Raw genomic sequence first — 18,251 nt, 5'->3', positions numbered from 1 at the left:
TGGTGCCTTCGAAGTGAAAATGAGCCCCTAGGCAGCCCTTGCCACGCCGCTGCGGCCTGCCAGCAGGCGGTCGATGCCAACGAGCGTCACGGCTATGACGAGGAAGGCCGCGGTCAGCAGCACGATGCTGGCCGAAAGCTGCTTGAGGTTCAGCGCTTCCGGGTTGAGGAACCAGTAGGCGTACCAGCCGTCGGCAGCACCCCTTGCAAAGGCATAGCCGCAATAGGCCAGCGGCGGCACCGCCGCCCACAGCGCATCGCGCCATCGCAGCCCGCCGTGATCCCAGGCGAGCCAGGTCAGGAAGAACAGCACCGGTGTCGCGTCATGCAGCGCATGGTCGGCGACGGCCTGCCAGCCGGTCGGCTGCCAGATCGCCCGCAGCAGCGCGGAGTAGACCAGCCCGCCGAACACGATCGCCGCAGCCGTCACCAGCCGCGAACGCGACCCGGCGAGCGCACTGCCGGGGCTCAGCGCCAAGGCGCTGGCCACCACTGCGGCCATCAGATTCATGATGATGGTGAAGAAGCCAAAGAACCGCCACACCGCCTCGATGACCGACGCGCCGTCAGCGGTCATCTGTCCGACCAGCAGCACGAGCTGCAGCCCAAGTGCTGCCCAGGCGGCAATTGCGGTGATGAAGGCCAGACTGCGGCGAAGGGGCAAGGTGGTTTTCCTGAGTGATTTCAGCCGCCAAGCTACATCAACAGGCGATCAGCGCAAATGCGCCCCCCGAAACGAAAATCGCCCCCTCCGCTGAGCAAAGGGGGCGAAACATCAAGCGTAGAACCCGCAGGGATCAGACGTCCAAGTTTGCCACGCTCAGCGCGTTTTCCTGGATGAAGTCGCGGCGCGGCTCCACTTCGTCGCCCATCAGGCGGGCAAACAGCGCGTCGGCGTCGGTGGCGTCGTTGACCTTGACCTGCAGCAGCGAGCGCACGTTCGGGTCGAGCGTCGTTTCCCACAGCTGCTCGGCGTTCATTTCGCCAAGGCCCTTGTAGCGCTGCATGGTCAGGCCCTTGCGGCCCGAGGCAAACACCGCGCCCAGCAGCGCCAGCGGACCTGCCAGTGTCTCGGAATTATCCTTGCGGCGCAGCACCGGCGGCTGGGCATAAAGCTCGGTCAGGCGGCCGGCATAACGGTCGAGTGCTCGCGCGTCCGCCGAGTTGATCAGCGCCATGTCGAGATGGATGCTTTCCTTGACGCTGCGCAGTGTGCGCTCGAACACATAGCCGCCCGAGCCGTCATTGCTGGTCGCGATCTCCCCGGTCCAGCCGCGCTCGATGTCCTCGGAGATCAGGTCGAGGCGTTGGGCGATGGTTTCGGCCATCGCCTTGGCGCGACCGAGATCGTTGAAGATGTCGGGATTGAGCGCGCCGGCGATTGCCGCCTGCTCGACCACCGGCCGCGAATAGCGTGTATGCAGGCCGTCGATCAGCGTGCGCACGCCAAGCGCGTCGGCGATTGCTGCGCGCAGGTCCTGCCCGGTCCGCACCTCGCCCGACGCCAGCGTCAGCGAGGCCTCGTCGAGACCGACGTCGACGAGGTACGCCTCGAAAGCGCTCTCGTCCTTGAGGTATTGCGAGCTCTTGCCGCGCATAACCTTGTAGAGCGGCGGCTGGGCGATATAGAGGTGCCCGCGCTCGATCAGCTCCGGCATCTGGCGGAAGAAGAACGTCAACAGCAGCGTACGGATGTGGGCGCCGTCGACGTCGGCGTCGGTCATGATGATGATCTTGTGGTAGCGCAGCTTGTCGGCGTTGAACTCGTCCTTGCCGATCGACGTGCCTAGCGCCGTAATCAGCGTGCCGATCATGTCGGACGACAGCATGCGGTCGAAGCGCGCGCGCTCGACGTTCAGGATCTTGCCGCGCAACGGCAGGATCGCCTGGTTCTGGCGCGAGCGCCCGCTCTTGGCGGAGCCACCTGCCGAGTCACCCTCGACGATGAAGATTTCAGATTTCGCCGGGTCGCGCTCCTGGCAGTCGGCCAGCTTGCCGGGCAAGGACGTGATGTCGAGCACGCCCTTGCGGCGGGTCAGCTCGCGCGCCTTGCGTGCTGCTTCGCGCGCGGCTGCGGCTTCCACCACCTTGGCGATCAGCGTCTTGGCCTCGGAGGGATGCTCCTCAAGCCAGGTTCCGAGTGCTTCGTTGACCAGGCTTTCCACCACCGGGCGGACTTCCGAGGAAACCAGCTTGTCCTTGGTCTGCGACGAGAATTTTGGATCGGGAACCTTGACCGAAAGCACAGCCGTCAGGCCCTCGCGGGTGTCGTCGGCGGTGATCGAGACCTTTTCCTTCTTGGAAATGCCCGAGGTTTCGGCGTAGCCGGTCACCTGGCGCGTCAGCGCGCCGCGGAAGCCGGCAAGGTGCGTGCCGCCGTCGCGCTGCGGGATGTTGTTGGTGAAGGCCAGCACGTTCTCGTGGTAGCTGTCGTTCCACCACATCGCCACTTCGACAGTGATGCCGTCGCGTTCCGCCTTGATGGCGATCGGAGCCGCGATCAGCGGTTTCTTGGCGCGGTCGAGATACTTGACGAATTCGATCAGGCCACCATCATAGAGCAGCTCCTGCACCTTCACGTCGGCATGGCGCTTGTCGGACAGAACGATGCGCACGCCCGAGTTCAGGAAGGCCAGCTCGCGCAGGCGGTGTTCCAGCGTGCCGTAGTCGAAATCCACCATGGTGAAGGTGTCGGACGAGGGCAGGAAGGTCACTTCCGTGCCGGTCTCGTCGCCGGCCTCGCCAACCACCTTCAGCGGCGCAACCGCGTTGCCGTGGTTGAAGGTCATCTCGTGGATCTGGCCCTTGCGGCGGATCCTGAGCTTCAGCCACACCGACAGCGCGTTGACGACGGACACGCCAACGCCGTGCAGGCCGCCCGAAACCTTGTAGGAGTTCTGGTCGAACTTACCGCCGGCATGCAGCTGCGTCATGATCACCTCGGCGGCGGAAACGCCTTCCGAGGGGTGGATATCGGTCGGAATCCCGCGGCCGTTGTCCGTCACGGTCACCGAACCATCCGGATTGAGCGACACCGTCACCAGCGTGGCATGGCCGGCCAGCGCCTCGTCGATGGCGTTGTCGACGACCTCATAGACCATGTGGTGCAGGCCCGAGCCGTCGTCAGTGTCGCCGATATACATGCCTGGGCGCTTGCGGACGGCGTCCAACCCCTTCAAAACCTTGATGGAATCTGCGCCGTACTCGGCTTCTGCGCCGGGAAGGTTCTCGGACTGGTCGCTCATGAAAAACTTTCGTCTGACTGCCGCAGGAGGACGCGGCAAAATCGGCCCCGAATCGCACGCCCGTTGGTCCCCAAGATATAGGCGTTAAGTGTGGTTTTTCCAAGTTTTACCGGGCTTTTGGGCGGGGATAATGGGCTCCCTGCGGGCCGGTCGCAGTCACCGTGCGGGCGATGATTGCAGGTGGTGAAAACGACGCTGTCACCGTCGGGACAGGCAAGGTCTTTCCAGGTGGTCGGTTGCCGCCCCGATGATGCTCCGGGGCGGCACGGGCGTGTCAGGCGGCGCGCAGCGGCTTCAGCGCTTCGCTCCAGCGGTGCAACTCGTCAAGCATGGTCCTGGCGCTGTCCTTGACCAGATCGTTGGCCTTGAACGCGCCGTCCTCGTCGAGGTGCTGGGCAAAGGCCGGGATCGCGATCGCCTCGGGGATCGGCATGATCTTCAGCGTCGTCAAAAGCATCTTCTCCGACTGCACGGCGCGCAGGCCGGCGGAGACGCCGCCATAGCTCAGGAAGCCCGCCGGCTTGTAGTTCCACTCGCGCGCCAGGTAGTTGACGGCGTTCACCAGCGCAGGGGCTGCGAAGAAATTGTACTCCGGCGTCACGAACACGAAGGCGTCGCCGGCGTTGATCGCCTCGGACCATTTCTTGGTGTGCTCGTTCTCGTACTGGCCAAGCCTCGGGTGCCTGGGCTCGTCGAAGATCGGCAGGCCGAAGGCCTCGATGTCGGTGATCACGGGTTCGAACTTGCCGTGCTCGCGCGCATAGACATCGAGCCAGCGGGCGAAAACAGGTCCGACGCGGCCGGGACGGGTGCTGGCCACGACGATATTGAGCTGGTGTTTCAAGATTTCAGTCCTTGGGCAGATAATGGGGGCGGTATCAAAAAGTGACCGGCAGGACATAGTCGTCCGAACCCTCCAGTGGCAAGAAGGCACCTTTTGGTGACCTATGCATGACCCAGAAAATCGGAGCCGATTTTCGGAAAGGATCATGCACAAAGTACGTCACATCTAGGTCATCGCCCCGTTCCGCCGCATGGACGCGCCCACTCTCCATGCCTACATTCGACGGGTGAGGCAGATTTGATGGACACGAGACCCGAACCCTTCGTCCCGCCCGCGCCGACGCCGCGCACCACGCCGCCGTCGACGCTGGAGATGATGCGGATCGTCTACCGCAACCCGCTCGAACTGTGGGGCGAGCCGTCCTACAACGAGCCGTGGATTTCGGTGAACGGCGTCGGCGGGCCGCTGGTCATCGCCAACGATCCCGGCCTCATCCGCCACGTGCTGGTCGATAACGCCAAGAACTACAAGATGGCGACCGTGCGCCAGATGATCCTGCGCCCGATCCTGCGTGACGGGCTCCTGACCGCCGAGGGCGACGTCTGGAAGCGCTCGCGCAAGGCCATGGCGCCTGTGTTCACGCCGCGCCACATCTTCGGCTTCGCCCAGCCGATGCTCGCCCGCACCCTCGATTTCGTCAAACGCTACGACGGTGTGTCAGGCACCGTCGATGTCGCCCACGACATGACCATGCTGACCTACGAGATCTTGGCCGAGACACTGTTTTCGGGCGAGATCGCGGGGGAGGCCGGCAGCTTCGCCCACGAGATCGACAGGCTGTTCGAGACCATGGGCCGTGTCGACCCGCTCGACCTGTTGCGCGCGCCCGAATGGCTGCCGCGCCTCACCCGCATCCGCGGCCGCAAGACCATGGCCTACTTCCGCAAGATCGTCACCGACACGGTGGCGATGCGCAGCGAGAAGCTGGCGCGTGATCCCGACGGCGCGCCGGAGGATTTCCTGACGCTCCTGCTGCGCGCCGAAGGCCCCGATGGCCTGTCGCGCCAGGAGATCGAGGACAACATCATCACCTTCATCGGCGCCGGCCACGAGACCACGGCGAGGGCGCTCGGCTGGACGATCTATTGCCTCGCCGAGGCCACCTGGGAGCGCGACCGCATCGAACAGGAGATCGACGAGGTGCTGGCCCGCTCACCCGATCCGGTCAAATGGCTCGACGCCATGCCGCTCACCCGCGCCGCCTTCGAGGAGGCGCTCAGGCTTTACCCGCCAGCGCCCTCGATCAACCGCGAACCGATCGCCGAGGACGAGTACAGGGGCTTCAGGATCCCGCGCAAGGCGCAGGTCCTCGTCATGCCCTGGACGGTCCACCGCCACCGCAAGCTTTGGGACAGGCCGGAAGCCTTCATGCCCGAGCGATTCCATCCCGAGAACCGCGACAAGATCGACCGCTACCAGTACCTGCCCTTCGGCGCCGGCCCGCGCGTCTGCATCGGCATGAGCTTTGCCATGCAGGAAGCGATCATCGCCCTTGCCATCCTACTTTCCCGCTTCCGCTTCGACACCGTCGCCGAAACCAAGCCATGGCCCGTGCAGAAGCTGACGACCCAGCCGCAAGGCGGCCTGCCGATGCGGGTGACGAGGCGCTAGGCGGCCTCATCCTGAGCCTGTCGAAGGATGGAAAGGCGCGACGCCAACGCCGCCTCCCCTTGTGGGGAGGGATACCGGGTGGGGGTAGTCGTAGAGCGATGCGGTGCCAGAGGCACCCCCACCCCTAACCCCTCCCCACAAGGGGGGAGGGGAAACCCAGGGCCATCAAAGGGAGGCAAAGATGAGCGACCGCGCGCTTCTCGTCCGCATCACCGGCCGCGTTCAGGGCGTTAGCTTCCGCGTCTGGACACAGCGCGAAGCTAAGCGCCTTGGCCTGAATGGCTGGGTCCGCAACGAGCGTGACGGCTCCGTCAGCACACTGATTTCAGGTTCGAAGGAAGCGGTCGCCTCGATGCTCGAGGCATGCTGGCAAGGGCCGCCCGGTGCCGACGTCAGAAGTGTTGTGCCTGAGCCTGCTGATTCGGCGGCTGTACCAGCTGGCTTCGATATCACCAGCTGACAAGTGTACGTCAGGTCGCGTTCGCGCCCTATGCCCCGCTGCTAGTGGGCAGCGGCAGTGACGACTATAGCTTCCTCTCCTCCGGACAGGGGGAGAGGTGGTTCGCGCAGCGAACCGGAGTGGAGGTGCTTATCGGCGCTGACCCACGCGGGCCTAGCGCATCAGCATCAGGGCTTCGGGAACGCCTCGACCATACCCTTGAGCTTGATCGTGATCGGCTCGCCGTAACGATCCTTGGACTTGCCTGCCGGCACGCGGATCCAGCCTTCGCTGACGCAATACTCGCTGACGTCCTGGCGCTCCTTGCCGTTGAACAGGATCCCGACACCTGCCTGCAGCGCCTCGGCGTTGAAAAAGGGGCTGCGCGGGTCGTTGCTCAGGCGGTCGGGAAGGGTCATTGCCATCTCCAGTAAATCGGGCGCCCTCAGGCGCGAACCTCGATTGCCCGCAGCGCGGGCTTTGCGAGGCCTGTTAAGGGCATTGGCCGCAGGCGTAAAGGCCTAACGGGGCGCTCGATGCTCAGTTCCGGCCCTGAAAGGCGTTCTCGACATGCACCGGCCAGCGCCGTGGCAGCACCGCCACCATGTCGAAGCGCACCGAAAGTTTTCCGTAATCGGGCTGCCGCGCCAGCCACAGGTCGGCGGCGCCCTCGATGCGGCGCTCGGAACCGTAGCCGACGGCCTCCATCGCCTCGACCAGTGTTTTCCGCACCTTCACCTCGACGATCAGCACCAGATCGCCGCGACGCGCAATCAGGTCGATCTCGCCGAGCTTGGTCTTGTAGCGCCGGGTAACGATCCGGTAGCCCTTGAGCATCAGCGCGAGCGCGGCCAGCCATTCGCCGCGGTGGCCACGGCTTTGTGCTTTCTGCCGGGCGAGCCGGTCAGTCACCGGACCCTTCCCGGAGCTCCAGCAGCCGGCGATAGAGCGCAGGCTTCTGCCCGCCTGTCATGCGCGCGGCTTCCGCCGCCGCCTTCGATGCCGGCATTTCCTTGGCCAGCGACAGCAAAAGCTTGTCGACATCGTCGGCCGTCTCGGTCCGCTCCTCGGGTGGCGCCACGCAGATGACGATCTCGCCCTTCGGCGTGTCGGCCTCGGCATAATGCACGGCGAGCTCGGACAGCGTGCCGGTGCGGATTTCCTCGAAGGCCTTGGTCAGTTCGCGCCCGATCGCCGCCTGGCGCGCGCCGAGAACGTCGGCCATGGCTTCGAGCGTATCGGCCAGCCGGCGTGGCGATTCGAAAAAGATCAGCGTTCCCGGCACGGCCCTGACCTCTTCGAGCCGCGTCCGCTTCTGCCCGTCCTTGACCGGCAGGAAGCCGGCGAAGAAAAACGCATCCGAGGGCAGCCCCGAGGCGGTCAGCGCGGCCAGCACCGCCGACGCGCCGGGGATCGGCACGACGCGGATGCCGCGCTCTTGCGCCTGTCCGACGAGGCGGAAGCCGGGGTCCGAGACCAGCGGCGTGCCGGCGTCCGACACCAGTGCCACGCTGCGCCCGTTCTCCAGCGCTTCGATCAGCCGCGGCCCGGCTTCGCTGGCATTGTGTTCGTGATAGGCGGTCGGCCGCTGGCGGATACCGTAGCGATCGAGCAAGACGCGCGTCACCCGGGTGTCCTCGCAGGCGACATGGTCGGCGCCGGCCAGCGTCTCCAGCGCGCGCAGCGTGATGTCGCCCAAATTGCCGATCGGCGTCGCCACCAGATAGAGCGCGGGCACAAGCGGCCGTGCTGCAATCTCGGTCTGGCCGATGACATAGACCCGCTTGTTTTCGTTGTTCTGCACGCCGCCTCGCTTTCAATCCTTCCTTGGCATGGTCCGGTCTGGCTTGCAAAAGGATGTGATCGATTCTGCCATGGCTTTGCCACAGTGCGGGAAGCAAATCGCCGCCGCGGATCGGAACATAGCGATTCGTGAACAGAGGCAATCGTACCGGCCATGCCCCATCGCTTCGACGCTTTCATCTCCCGCCTTGACGCCGCCACCAAGGCTGCCCCGCCCTCACGCCTTGTAGGCGACCAGCACCGCGCCCGCCGCGATCAGCGCGACGCCGAGCCAGTTCGCCGTGCCAAGTCGCTCGCCAAGGAAAATGACGCCAAACACCGCGACAAGAACGACGCTTAGCTTGTCGATCGGCGCCACCTGCGCCGCGTTTCCGAGCTTCAGCGCGCGGAAGTAGCACAGCCACGACGCCCCCGTAGCCAGCCCCGACAGGACCAGGAAGGCATAGGTCTTCCCCGAAATCGACCCCAGCGCCTGCGCCTGCCCGGTGGCGGCCACGATGCCCGCCAGCACCAGGAGGATCACGACGGTCCTGATCAGCGTGGCGAAATCCGAGTTGACGTTCTCGATGCCGACCTTGGCGAAGATCGCCGTCAGCGCCGCAAAGACGGCCGAAAGCACTGCCCAGAACTGCCAGGATGCGAATGCGGTGTTCATGTTGGCTCCGTTGTTCTGATCTATTGGATGCTGGATCGTTGCTTGCCCATGCTGTAACGGGCGCCTGTAATCTTCGAAATCAGGCTGACACCATGGCGACGCACAAGACCTATTCCATCTCCGATCTTCGCGACAGGCCGGAATTCGCCGGCGACGTCGCCGACCGCATCTGGAATGCCTGGTGGCGCGCAGACGGCCACGAGCTTGCTTTCATCAGGGGCCTAGTCGACGAGAATTTCACCTCGACCGGCCTGCCCATGGCGTTCGTCGCCCATGATGGCGACACCTTCCTCGGCACTGCCCACCTGATCGACAAAGATCTCGAATCGCGCCCGCAATATTCACCGTGGGTGGCGGCGTTGTGGGTCGATGAGGTTGCGCGCAAGTCCGGCCTCGGCGCAGCACTTGCGCGTGCAGCGGCCGAGGCCGCGTTCAAGCAAGGCTTCGAGACTGTCTATCTCTGCGCCAAGCCCCGCCTGACGGCCTACTACGAAGGCATGGGCTGGCAGAAGATCGAGGAAGATGTCGAAGGAACCAACGTGTTTTCGATGCGGCGGAAGGTTTGACGGAGAGGACGTCATGCCGGCGCCACGCGCGGGTATGACACTAGTGTCTTCGTTGCTGTCGGTGCCGCGCTGAAGGACAGCCGCTGTCTGGACGGCGATGGATGCAAGAGCATCCTGAGCCGTCGAGGCCGGCCGTTCTGTCACGGCATGGATCCCCGGGTCTCCGCAGTCGCTTCGCTCCTGCTCCGCCCGAGGATGACGAAGCTGTGGGGTCTTCCGCCAATCGCCCACGGCAGCGCATCCGCCGACATTTTCGCTGGCTCTAGCGATTTTCCAACCGCTGCGTTTGTGATTAGCGGCGGCGCCCCTTCCCCTCGTCATCCTCGGGCGGAGCAGGAGCGAAGCGACTGCGGAGACCCGGGGATCCATGCCGTGAAGTTGCAGCTGCCGCTGAGGTCAAAATGCTGCACTCGACTACGGTGGTCGCCAACGCGCCAGCTGATCGCGAACCGTTTTGGACTATGCGTCTGGGTTGGTCCGCGCGGTCCGTCACCGCCATCTGTGTCGGCCTGGGCGGTTCAGCAGATCTGCTCGGGCGTCGACAAGTCAGCGCAGGTGCCTCGGCACCCGCTCTTCCAGCAGCGCTATCAGCGCCGGGTCCATGAAGTCGTAGTCGTCGGGAATGTCGAGGCAGATGACGCGCGCCTTCAGCGCCTTGGCAAACTTCTTCTGCAGCTTGGCGCGGTGGGTCTTCTCCATCACGAAGATGATGTCGGCCCAAGCCACCAGTTCAGAGGTCAGTGGGTTCTCGGCGTCGTGGTTGGTCCCGGCGGAGTCGACTTCGATGTCGCTGCGAGTGGCAAACACCTGCTCGGCAGTCGGGCTGCGCAACTTGTTCTGGCTGCAGACGAAGAGCACGTTCTTCACCGCGGTCTCCGCCTACCGCGCCAGATCCGCAACAACCGCGTCGAGCACGATCATGCCCTCCGGCGTGGCGCGCAGGCGTGAATTGCCGATCGGCGCCACCAGCCCTTCGCCCTGCAGGATCGACAGCCGCGCCGAAGACAGCGACTTGCCGGAAAGCTGCTCGTAGCGGGCGAGGTCGATGCCCTCGACGAGCCTGAGACCCATCAGCAGGAACTCGTCGGCCTCTTCGGAGCGGTTCAGCGTCTCGCCGCCCACGACCCCGTGGCCCTGTTGCTCGACCAGCTCGACCCAGCGTTCCGGCAGCTTCTCGGCGATGGTGACGATGCGCGTGCCTTCTTCCAGGAAGCGCCCATGCGCGCCGGGGCCGACGCCGACATATTCGCCATAGCGCCAGTAGGTCAGGTTATGCCGGCTCTCGGCGCCTGGTTTGGCGTGATTGGAAATCTCGTAGGCCGGCAGGCCATGCGCCGCCGTCACCTCTTGCGTGATCGCATAGAGCTCCGCCGCATGCTCGCCGTCGGGGATCTCGAATTTGCCGGCATTGTAGAGCTGGAAGAAGCGCGTGCCCTCTTCAATGGTCAGTTGGTACAGCGACAGATGGTCGACGGCATAGCCGATCGCCTGCTTCAGCTCCGCCGCCCAGGCATCAGGTTGCTGGCCCGGCCGGGCATAAATCAGGTCGAACGACAGGCGCGGGAAGATTTCGCGCGCAAGCCCGATGGCATGCAGCGCCTCCTCGACATTGTGCAGCCGTCCGAGAAAGCGCAGGTCGGCATCGTTCAGCGCCTGCACGCCCAACGACACGCGGTTGACGCCGGCCGCGCGATAGCCGCGGAAACGCTCGGCCTCCACCGAAGACGGGTTCGCCTCGAGCGTGATTTCGGCGTTGTCGGCGATCGTCCAGTTGGCGGCGATGGCCTCCAGCACGGCGCCCACGGTTTCGGGCCGCATCAGCGACGGCGTGCCGCCGCCGAGGAACACGCTCGTCACCTCGCGCGGCCCGGTGCGGGCACGCATGTTTGCGAGCTCGGTGGCAAAGGCACGCGCAAAGCGTTCCTGGTCCACCGGCTGGTGGCGGACATGGCTGTTGAAGTCGCAGTAAGGGCATTTGGCCGCGCAGAACGGCCAGTGCACATAGACGCCGAAGCCGGGGTCGCGGCTGAGCGACGCAAATGCCATCAGGCCGAACCGAGCATGGCGCGGGCGAATTTCTGGAAGGCGCGCGCCCGGTGCGACAGCGCGTCGGCCTGGCCCGGCTTCCAGCCATGCTTTTCCTCGGCACTCATCTCGCCAAAGGTCTTGTCGAAGCCTTCCGGCAAAAACACCGGGTCGTAGCCAAAGCCCTTTTCGCCGCGCGGCGGCCAGACCAGATTTCCCTCGGCCTCGCCACGGAAGTACTCGGCGTGCCCGTCGGGCCATGCCAGGCAAATGACGGCGACGAAGCGGCCGGTACGCTGCTCGGCCACCTTGGCGCCGCGCTCCTGCAGCGCGTCTTCGGTGCGCTGCATCGCCATGGCGAAGTCGCGCGTGCCGTCTTCCTTTTCGGCCCAGTTGGCGGTGTAGACGCCCGGTGCGCCGTCGAGTGCGTCGACCACCAGCCCGGAATCGTCCGACATCGCCGGCAGGCCGGTCGCGGTCGCCGCGGCAAGCGCCTTGATGTAGGCGTTTTCCTCGAAGGTCGTGCCGGTCTCGTCGGGTTCGGGCAGGCCGTATTCCTTGGCCGATTTGGCGCCGATGCCGAACGGTGCCATCAGGTCGGCGAACTCACGCAGCTTGCCGGCATTGTGGCTGGCGATCACGATCTCATTGTCGGCAAGCTTGCGCATCAAAGGCCCCATATTTTCGGCTCGGCGATCTCAAGCGAATTGCCCGACGGATCGCGGAAATAGATGGAACGGCCGCCATTAGGCCATTCGAAATCGGCTTCGATGGCGATGCCTTCGCCTTCGAGCCGCGACTTCCAGTTCTCGACTTCCTCAGCCGTGCCGGCAAAGCACAGATGCCCCGGGCCCGATGTGCCATGCGGCGGCACCGGCAGCCTGGCATCGGGCTTGGGCGGCTGACGTGTCGCCTCCGCGTTGAACAGGAGCAGCACGCCCTGGCCGCAGCGGAAGAACACATGCCGCCCTGGCACCTTGGCGATCCGCTCCAGCCCCATCACCTCGCCGTAGAACGCTTCTGCGGCATCGAGGTCGGTGACGTAGAGCGCGGATTCGAGGATCGCCGAGGGCCGCATGGCGAATGCCTCAGCCCACCGCCATCTTCTGCAGGTCGACCAGACGCGCAATGCCCTTGCGGGCGAGGCCCATCAACTGCAGGAACTCTTCCTCGGAGAACGGCGTGCCTTCGGCAGTGCCCTGGATCTCGACGATCCCGCCCTTGCCGGTCATGACGAAATTGGCGTCGGTGCCGGCCGAGGAGTCTTCGAGATAGTCGAGGTCGATGACCGGCTGGCCGTCATGGATGCCGCAGGAAATCGCCGCGACATGGTCCTTTAGCACCTTTTCGACGCTGACCATCTGGCGCGCTTCCATCCAGCGCAGGCAGTCGTAAAGCGCAATCCACGCACCGGTGATCGAGGCCGTGCGAGTGCCGCCATCGGCCTGGATCACGTCGCAGTCGACGGTGATCTGGCGTTCGCCGAGCGCGCCCATGTCGACGACGGCGCGCAAGCTGCGGCCGATCAGGCGCTGGATTTCCAGCGTGCGTCCGCCCTGCTTGCCAGAAGAGGCCTCGCGGCGCATGCGCTCGCCGGTCGAACGCGGCAGCATGCCGTATTCCGCCGTCACCCAGCCCTTGCCGGTGTTGCGCATCCAACCAGGCACCTTTTCTTCCAGGCTCGCCGCGCACAAAACATGGGTGTCGCCGAACTTGACCAGGCACGAGCCTTCGGCGTGCTTGGAGATGTTGCGCTCGAAGGAGATGGCGCGCATTTCGTCGAACTGGCGTTTGGAGGGGCGCATACGGCTACTTTCTATGGCGAAATCGGAAATTGTTGCCGGCTTGTAGCTCCATGGCAGGACCAGCGCAAAGGAAAACCGGTTCCGCCGCTGGAGCTGTTGTGTTCGCGGCCACGCGGTCTATATCATTTTGGACGGAGACCATGAAGCAGATGACCAAAGCGGTACCCGATCCCACGCTGCAATCGCTCGACATGCGGTCGCGTGACATCTTCCGGCGCATCGTCGATTCCTACCTCAGGGATGGCGAGCCCGTGGGTTCGCGCAACCTGTCGCGCATGCTGCCGTCATCGCTGTCGCCGGCCACCGTGCGCAACGTCATGAGCGACCTCGAACATCTCGGACTGGTCTACGCCCCGCATATCTCCGCCGGTCGCCTGCCGACGCAGAAGGGCCTGCGCTTCTTCGTCGATGCCTTCATGGAACTAGGCGACCTGTCCGACGACGAACGTCGGGTCATCGAAGCCCAGGTCAAGGCTTCGGGCGAGGGCGCCACGCTCGAGCACATGCTGACCGAGGCGAGCCAGATGCTGTCGGGCATGTCGCGCGGTGCGGGCCTCGTGCTTGCCGCCAAGAACGAGGTCGCCCTCAAGCACATCGAGTTCATCCAGCTCGAACCGACAAAGGCACTCGCCGTGCTGGTGTCGCAGAACGGCGACGTCGAAAACCGCGTCGTCGAACTGCCGCTCGGCGTCACCGTCTCCCAGCTGCACGAGGCCTCCAACTTCCTCAACGCTCATATCCGTGGCCGCACGCTGGCCGAAGCCCGGCTCGAGATCGCCCGCATCAAGGACGAGACCAAGGCAGCGCTCGACACGCTGTCGCAGGATCTCGTCGAAAAGGGCCTTGCCGTCTGGGCCGGTGCCGAAAGCGGCCTGCCGGCGCGCCTCATCGTGCGTGGCCGCGCCAATTTGCTCGAAAACGTCACCGCCCAGGCCGACATAGAGCTGCTCAAGCACCTGTTCGAGGACATGGAAACCCAGGACGGGCTGATCCAGTTGCTCGACCTTGCCGAGGAAGGCTCGGGCGTGCGCATCTTCATCGGCTCGGAAAACCGGCTGTTTTCGCTGTCCGGCTCGTCGCTGGTCGTCGCGCCCTACCGCGACAAGGACGCCCGCGTCGTTGGCGCGCTCGGCGTCATCGGCCCGACCCGGCTCAACTATGCCCGCATCGTGCCGATGGTCGACTATACGGCGCAGCTGATTTCGCGCATGCTGAGGTGAGTTGAAACCACGGAGGACCGACCATGGCGCTCGAACAGATCAAGGCCCAGATAGCGGTCCTGCTCCAGGAAATGGTCAACCAGCCCGAGGACTCGCACGAATTGCAGGAACAGCTGCGCGAGAAGCTGAGCGAACTGCGCGCCCAGGGCCTGCCGCTGCCCAAGGACCTCGTCGACCTCGAAAAGCGTCTCGACGACGATTTTTCCGAACAGGAAGATTGAGCCCAGCGCTCGGGCCAGGCTGTTCGCCGAACGTCCGTTCGTTACGACTGGCCGTTCGCCGGGCCAACTACCAGATTACCGTTCTCGATGCGCATGCCGATCTCGTGGCCGGCCATGGCGCCGGTGAACTTGACGGTCACGCTGTCGCTGCTGCCCTCGAAGCTGACCGTGACGGTGCCGTCGTCATTGTGGGCAAGCGTGGCATTCGCGGGATCAAGGCGAGCCGTGCCGTCGCTGCTGTAGCGGGCAATGTTCAGTGAAGTATTGCTCTCGACGACATCGTTGCCGTCACCTTCCGCCATCCTCAGGGTTGCGACCTGGCCGGACGTGCTGTCGAGCTTGATCCGGTCGTTGCCCGTCCCGCCAACTGCCATCAGGTCGTGGCCGGATAGCTGCAGGGTATCATTGCCGTCGCCCCCACCAGCTCTCACCTCTCGGCCGGAAAGGCTCAGCACGTCGTTGCCGTCGCCGCCGCTTGCAAATGCTTGCCACTTGGCGGTGACGCTAATGGTGTCGTTGCCGTCGCCGCCATCGATCAAGCTGGTATCGTCGGCGCTGATGCTGATGACGTCGTCGCCGTCACCCCCGTCAAGCATGGACACACTGCCCTTGGCGGAAACGGCGATCGTATCGCGCCCATCGCCGCCATCGATCAGGTTAACGTCCCGGCCCGCGGCAATGGCAATGGCGTCGTTTCCATCTCCGCCCTCGAGACGCAGAACGTAGCCGGCGGTGGAAATGGCGATGGCGTCGTTACCGTCACCGCCACTGACGCGGTCCACGTCGCCCTGAGCTGTGATGGCAATGGCGTCATTTCCGTCACCGCCCTCTACGACATCCACTTCGCCTCGGCTTGCGATAGCGATGGTGTCGTTGCCGTCATCGCCGCTGACAAATCCGACGGTGTGGTCGTCGAGCTTTTTGCTTGCGAGGCCAACGATCTGGATATGGTCGTTGCCTCGCTCCCCGGACACGCCGCTCACCCGGTTTCCAACGACCTGGATAATGTCATTGCCTCCCGCCGTAACGACGGAGATGCTTTCCTTGCGCGACGACACAACCGCCAGATCAACATCGCCCGAACCAGCCGCCCTGACCTGCGTGATATGGTCGTTTTCCCCGTGGGTGTAGCGCTCGATCTCCATCCGAAGCGAGTTGCCGGTCGAATTTGCGGAAGCCGTGACGCCTTCCGACCCCATGAGGATGCGCATGATCGCGGACGCCGCAGCACTTGGGGCGAACTTCAGGCCGGGAAGCGATTGGCTCTTTGGCGCGTCGGTGCCGGCTGGGTACCCGCCACGCGCGTTGAGCTGCTGCAGCAGATTGACCGAAACGGACGTGTAGGAAACCGTTGGATTGTAAATCTTCATCGCTGTCCAAATTCCGGGAAGGACCTACCGCAATCCCGGAATCATGATCTGCAAAGGCTAATGGAAAATGAAAAATTCGCCGTCGCGAATATTTTAAAAGTATATTCGCAGTAGCTTTTTAGTATTATCCCTTGGCCCTGTCTTGTTCGCCCCAAGTCACTTGCCGGTAGTCGAAGCCGTATTCCAGCGTTGGTTTGACGATGCGGAAATAGGGTGACAGATCGAAGTCGCGCGGCGTGTACAGCGAGTGATGGCGGATGTGCATGATCTCCTGGCGCATGTAGGTCGACTGCGCCGAGGCGCGGCCGGGCGCGCGGGTGATCTCGGGCAGGATCGGATAGCGGATCTCGCCATAGGCCTCAGCGATCATCGTCGAGCAGATGGCGCGTGTCGGGTCGCCCGAGCCGAAGGCCAGCATGCGGCGGCGCCAGCGCACCGGCACCGGCGGCCGCGGGATGAAATAGCGCAGCATGTCGGTGATGTTCTTGAGGTCGTATTTCAGGCCGAGCCGCTGCACCATGAACCTTACGACATGGTCGCGATCCTCGGGCGAGAGGCCGTTGGCCCGGCAGATGCGGGTGTTGTAGGTGCGGTATTTCGACAGTGGCACGGCGACACAGCCTTCGCCGAGATTGACCTCGATCAGCCGCGGCCGCTCCGAGCCGTCTTCCGGCTCCGGCAGCGCGTCGCCGATGTAGAGTGCGGAATGCGACCAGGTCGACTGCGTCAGGTACTTGATGACGGCCGAAATCCGCTGGTTGCCTTCGATCAGAAGGATATCGCCGGGTTCCAGCGTCCGGCGCAGCGTGTCGGGGTCCGAAGGTGTGTAGGGCTCGTAGCCGGACGATTCGACCTGCAGCCGGGCGGCGAGCCAACGGCCGAGGCGGTCGAGCAGGGTGTCGGTCTTTTGCGTCATGACGCACAGGACGTAACATGAGCCGGGCCGGCGATGCCAGCGGGGCAGATGCTAGTCGGCTTCGGTATCCGCCATGGTTCCGAGGTCGTCGCGGACCTTCTTGGCCAGCCTGCGCACAGTCCGCCGGGGCTTGTCCTCGAACAGCTCGGCGGCATCGGCGAGGCACAGCTTGCGCAGCGCCTTCTCGGAACGCTTGAGCAGCCTGACCAGATGTTTCGGCTCAGGCCCGTCGAACGGCGCTTCGCCTGCCTCGATCAGCTGGCGCATGACGAACACGTCATGCAGTTCGCCCAGGCTTTCACCGAGCGCCTCTACCCGCTCGCGGCGCGGCTTGACCGGCGAGGGCCAGAGTTTCCGCAGCAGGGAGAGGTGCGCGGCATGCCGCTTCACCGCCTTGCGCAGGTCATGGAAATCGTCGGCTTCGCCGCGCTCACGCGATTGCTGCAGTGCCTTGCGCGCCCGCCTGAGCGTCGCCAAGGCGCCTTCGGCCAAAACGTCGGCGGCATTCTCCGGCAGGTCGGGCAACGCGAGTGTCTGCAGTGCCGCGAAGCCTGCCTGGCATTCGGCGATTGCCGTGTCGAGCGCTGCGTCCAGCCCGGCTTCGGCGTGGGCGGCCTGGGCGCGGTGGCGCACCAGCATGGCGCGGATCGTGGTCAGCCCGGCGTCCGCTGCGTTCTCGGCGAAATCCTCGGCCAGCCGGTCGATGGTTTCGATCAGCGCGGTGGCCTGGCGCGGGCCGGCGATCGACACCGAGATGGCGCGGTAGCGGTCGTTCTCCGTGCGGCAGAAGGCCTCGTCGCCTGGCCAGACGAGATGCAACAGCGCACGCAGCGCCTTGAGCCGCCGGCGGGCCCTGTGCAGCCCCTTGTCGGGATTGTCGCGGGCGGTGTTCAGGTGCGCGGCGATCTTCTCGATCTCTTCGCCGGCGATACGGCGGACCTCGCCGGTAAGCGCCAGGCGCGGATCGATGCGAAAGCTCATGCAACGGCCTCCGGGACGTCGTCGCCATGGGCGAGCGACGCGTTGTAGTAGCGCGGATCGCCGGTCACCTCGCGGCCGATCCAAGCCGGCAGTTCGGATGCCGGAACATCCTCCGGCGTCTCGAGTTCAGCGATGATCAGCCCCCTCAGTTCGCCGCCGAAAACGTCGATCTCATAGAGACGGCCACGATGGCTAACATGGTGACGTGTCTTCTCGATGACACGGCCGATGGCGAAATCCATCATCTCCTCGGCCTCGGCGAGGGGCACCTGGTACTCGAATTCGTCGCGAACGCGCCCCCTGGAGCCGAACTTCAGCGTCAGCGTCGCCACCTCACCGTCGGAGATGCGCAGCCGCACGGAGCGGCCGGTATTCGATGCGAGATAGAACTGCCGGATGCGAATCCTGCCTTCGACAAGGCTTCGCCACTCCTGTCCGCTCACCAGGAACTTGCGTTCGACTTCCTTGGCCATGGCGCCAATAAAGCGCGGCCCGGCAGCCGGCGCAACATTTCATTTGACTTTAATCAATCGATTGATTAAATCATCGCC

21 protein-coding genes are annotated in these 18,251 nt (G+C 64.6%); 5 read left to right on the top strand and 16 right to left on the bottom strand.

Annotated elements, in window-relative coordinates; all coding sequences use genetic code 11:
* Window positions 1-27: 27 nt before the first annotated feature.
* The 3 genes from ACSQ3E_RS15725 to ACSQ3E_RS15715 all read right to left on the bottom strand — a co-directional run bounded on the left by ACSQ3E_RS15725 (window position 28) and on the right by ACSQ3E_RS15715 (window position 4,088).
* Window positions 28-663: a Pr6Pr family membrane protein gene (locus tag ACSQ3E_RS15725; protein WP_436123420.1), complete on the bottom strand. Its 636-nt coding sequence runs from the start codon at window positions 661-663 to the stop codon at window positions 28-30.
* Window positions 664-796: 133 nt separating this feature from the next.
* On the bottom strand, window positions 797-3,244 hold the full coding sequence (gene gyrB, locus ACSQ3E_RS15720; RefSeq protein WP_310319815.1) for a DNA topoisomerase (ATP-hydrolyzing) subunit B: 2,448 nt from the start codon (window positions 3,242-3,244) through the stop codon (window positions 797-799).
* Between the two features lie 274 nt (window positions 3,245-3,518).
* The gene (locus tag ACSQ3E_RS15715) at window positions 3,519-4,088 is read right to left on the bottom strand and encodes an NADPH-dependent FMN reductase (protein ID WP_436123419.1); all 570 of its coding nucleotides are present in this window, start codon (window positions 4,086-4,088) and stop codon (window positions 3,519-3,521) included.
* A gap of 240 nt (window positions 4,089-4,328) precedes the next feature.
* Here ACSQ3E_RS15715 and ACSQ3E_RS15710 point away from each other — a divergent pair, with 240 nt between their 5' ends.
* Both ACSQ3E_RS15710 and ACSQ3E_RS15705 read left to right on the top strand, forming a co-directional pair.
* The gene (locus ACSQ3E_RS15710) at window positions 4,329-5,699 is read left to right on the top strand and encodes a cytochrome P450 (RefSeq protein ID WP_436123418.1); all 1,371 of its coding nucleotides are present in this window, start codon (window positions 4,329-4,331) and stop codon (window positions 5,697-5,699) included.
* A 181-nt stretch (window positions 5,700-5,880) separates the two neighbouring features.
* On the top strand, window positions 5,881-6,159 hold the full coding sequence (locus tag ACSQ3E_RS15705) for an acylphosphatase (protein ID WP_436123417.1): 279 nt from the start codon (window positions 5,881-5,883) through the stop codon (window positions 6,157-6,159).
* A 167-nt stretch (window positions 6,160-6,326) separates the two neighbouring features.
* Here the strand turns inward: ACSQ3E_RS15705 and ACSQ3E_RS15700 are convergent, their stop codons facing one another.
* From ACSQ3E_RS15700 to ACSQ3E_RS15685, 4 genes are all read right to left on the bottom strand, one after another.
* On the bottom strand, window positions 6,327-6,557 hold the full coding sequence (locus ACSQ3E_RS15700) for a DUF3297 family protein (RefSeq protein ID WP_436123416.1): 231 nt from the start codon (window positions 6,555-6,557) through the stop codon (window positions 6,327-6,329).
* A gap of 121 nt (window positions 6,558-6,678) precedes the next feature.
* Entirely contained in the window at window positions 6,679-7,050 is a 372-nt protein-coding gene (locus ACSQ3E_RS15695) for a YraN family protein (protein WP_436123415.1), read from the bottom strand.
* Window positions 7,043-7,942 (bottom strand): 16S rRNA (cytidine(1402)-2'-O)-methyltransferase, encoded by a 900-nt coding sequence (gene rsmI / locus ACSQ3E_RS15690; protein ID WP_436123414.1) that lies wholly within the window; start codon window positions 7,940-7,942, stop codon window positions 7,043-7,045. The genes ACSQ3E_RS15695 and rsmI overlap by 8 nt, the downstream gene beginning before the upstream one ends.
* A gap of 216 nt (window positions 7,943-8,158) precedes the next feature.
* Window positions 8,159-8,596, bottom strand: coding sequence for an EamA family transporter (locus tag ACSQ3E_RS15685; RefSeq protein WP_310319794.1), 438 nt, complete (start codon window positions 8,594-8,596; stop codon window positions 8,159-8,161).
* A 92-nt stretch (window positions 8,597-8,688) separates the two neighbouring features.
* Between ACSQ3E_RS15685 and ACSQ3E_RS15680 the strand changes: the two genes are divergently transcribed.
* Window positions 8,689-9,162 carry a GNAT family N-acetyltransferase gene (locus ACSQ3E_RS15680; RefSeq protein WP_436123413.1) on the top strand — a complete coding sequence of 158 codons (474 nt, stop codon included), beginning with the start codon at window positions 8,689-8,691 and terminating at the stop codon, window positions 9,160-9,162.
* Between the two features lie 546 nt (window positions 9,163-9,708).
* Here the strand turns inward: ACSQ3E_RS15680 and ACSQ3E_RS15675 are convergent.
* From ACSQ3E_RS15675 to rph, 5 genes are read right to left on the bottom strand one after another with little or no spacing between them, the layout of a single operon-like run.
* Complete coding sequence (locus ACSQ3E_RS15675) at window positions 9,709-10,029, bottom strand: low molecular weight protein tyrosine phosphatase family protein (protein ID WP_310319787.1); 321 nt, start codon at window positions 10,027-10,029, stop codon at window positions 9,709-9,711.
* A gap of 12 nt (window positions 10,030-10,041) precedes the next feature.
* Window positions 10,042-11,208 (bottom strand): radical SAM family heme chaperone HemW, encoded by a 1,167-nt coding sequence (hemW, locus tag ACSQ3E_RS15670; RefSeq protein WP_436123412.1) that lies wholly within the window; start codon window positions 11,206-11,208, stop codon window positions 10,042-10,044.
* Entirely contained in the window at window positions 11,208-11,855 is a 648-nt protein-coding gene (gene rdgB / locus ACSQ3E_RS15665; protein ID WP_310319784.1) for an RdgB/HAM1 family non-canonical purine NTP pyrophosphatase, read from the bottom strand. The genes hemW and rdgB overlap by 1 nt, the downstream gene beginning before the upstream one ends.
* Window positions 11,855-12,265, bottom strand: a complete 411-nt coding sequence (locus tag ACSQ3E_RS15660) for a VOC family protein (protein ID WP_436123411.1) — start codon at window positions 12,263-12,265, stop codon at window positions 11,855-11,857. Before ACSQ3E_RS15660 ends, rdgB begins: the two co-directional genes overlap by 1 nt.
* Window positions 12,266-12,275: 10 nt before the next feature.
* Window positions 12,276-12,992, bottom strand: coding sequence for a ribonuclease PH (gene rph / locus ACSQ3E_RS15655; protein WP_310319778.1), 717 nt, complete (start codon window positions 12,990-12,992; stop codon window positions 12,276-12,278).
* 149 nt (window positions 12,993-13,141) lie between these two features.
* Here rph and hrcA point away from each other — a divergent pair, with 149 nt between their 5' ends.
* A complete protein-coding gene (gene hrcA / locus ACSQ3E_RS15650; RefSeq protein ID WP_115733499.1) occupies window positions 13,142-14,212 on the top strand; it encodes a heat-inducible transcriptional repressor HrcA in 1,071 nt (356 codons plus the stop codon).
* A gap of 23 nt (window positions 14,213-14,235) precedes the next feature.
* Complete coding sequence (locus ACSQ3E_RS15645; protein WP_192567143.1) at window positions 14,236-14,433, top strand: hypothetical protein; 198 nt, start codon at window positions 14,236-14,238, stop codon at window positions 14,431-14,433.
* A 41-nt stretch (window positions 14,434-14,474) separates the two neighbouring features.
* Here ACSQ3E_RS15645 and ACSQ3E_RS15640 read toward each other — a convergent pair whose 3' ends face one another.
* The 4 genes from ACSQ3E_RS15640 to ACSQ3E_RS15625 form a co-directional block, all read right to left on the bottom strand.
* Complete coding sequence (locus ACSQ3E_RS15640) at window positions 14,475-15,803, bottom strand: calcium-binding protein (protein WP_310319775.1); 1,329 nt, start codon at window positions 15,801-15,803, stop codon at window positions 14,475-14,477.
* A gap of 124 nt (window positions 15,804-15,927) precedes the next feature.
* Window positions 15,928-16,719 (bottom strand): YiiX/YebB-like N1pC/P60 family cysteine hydrolase, encoded by a 792-nt coding sequence (locus ACSQ3E_RS15635; RefSeq protein ID WP_436123410.1) that lies wholly within the window; start codon window positions 16,717-16,719, stop codon window positions 15,928-15,930.
* Window positions 16,720-16,770: 51 nt separating this feature from the next.
* Window positions 16,771-17,700 (bottom strand): CHAD domain-containing protein, encoded by a 930-nt coding sequence (locus ACSQ3E_RS15630; RefSeq protein ID WP_436123409.1) that lies wholly within the window; start codon window positions 17,698-17,700, stop codon window positions 16,771-16,773.
* Window positions 17,697-18,173, bottom strand: a complete 477-nt coding sequence (locus ACSQ3E_RS15625; protein ID WP_436123408.1) for a CYTH domain-containing protein — start codon at window positions 18,171-18,173, stop codon at window positions 17,697-17,699. Before ACSQ3E_RS15625 ends, ACSQ3E_RS15630 begins: the two co-directional genes overlap by 4 nt.
* Between the last annotated feature and the right edge of the window lie 78 nt (window positions 18,174-18,251).

The sequence above is a fragment of the Aminobacter sp. LjRoot7 genome (assembly GCF_964252895.1).
Taxonomy (GTDB): domain Bacteria; phylum Pseudomonadota; class Alphaproteobacteria; order Rhizobiales; family Rhizobiaceae; genus Aminobacter; species Aminobacter aminovorans_B.
This window is presented reverse-complemented; position numbering and strand designations above follow the sequence as displayed.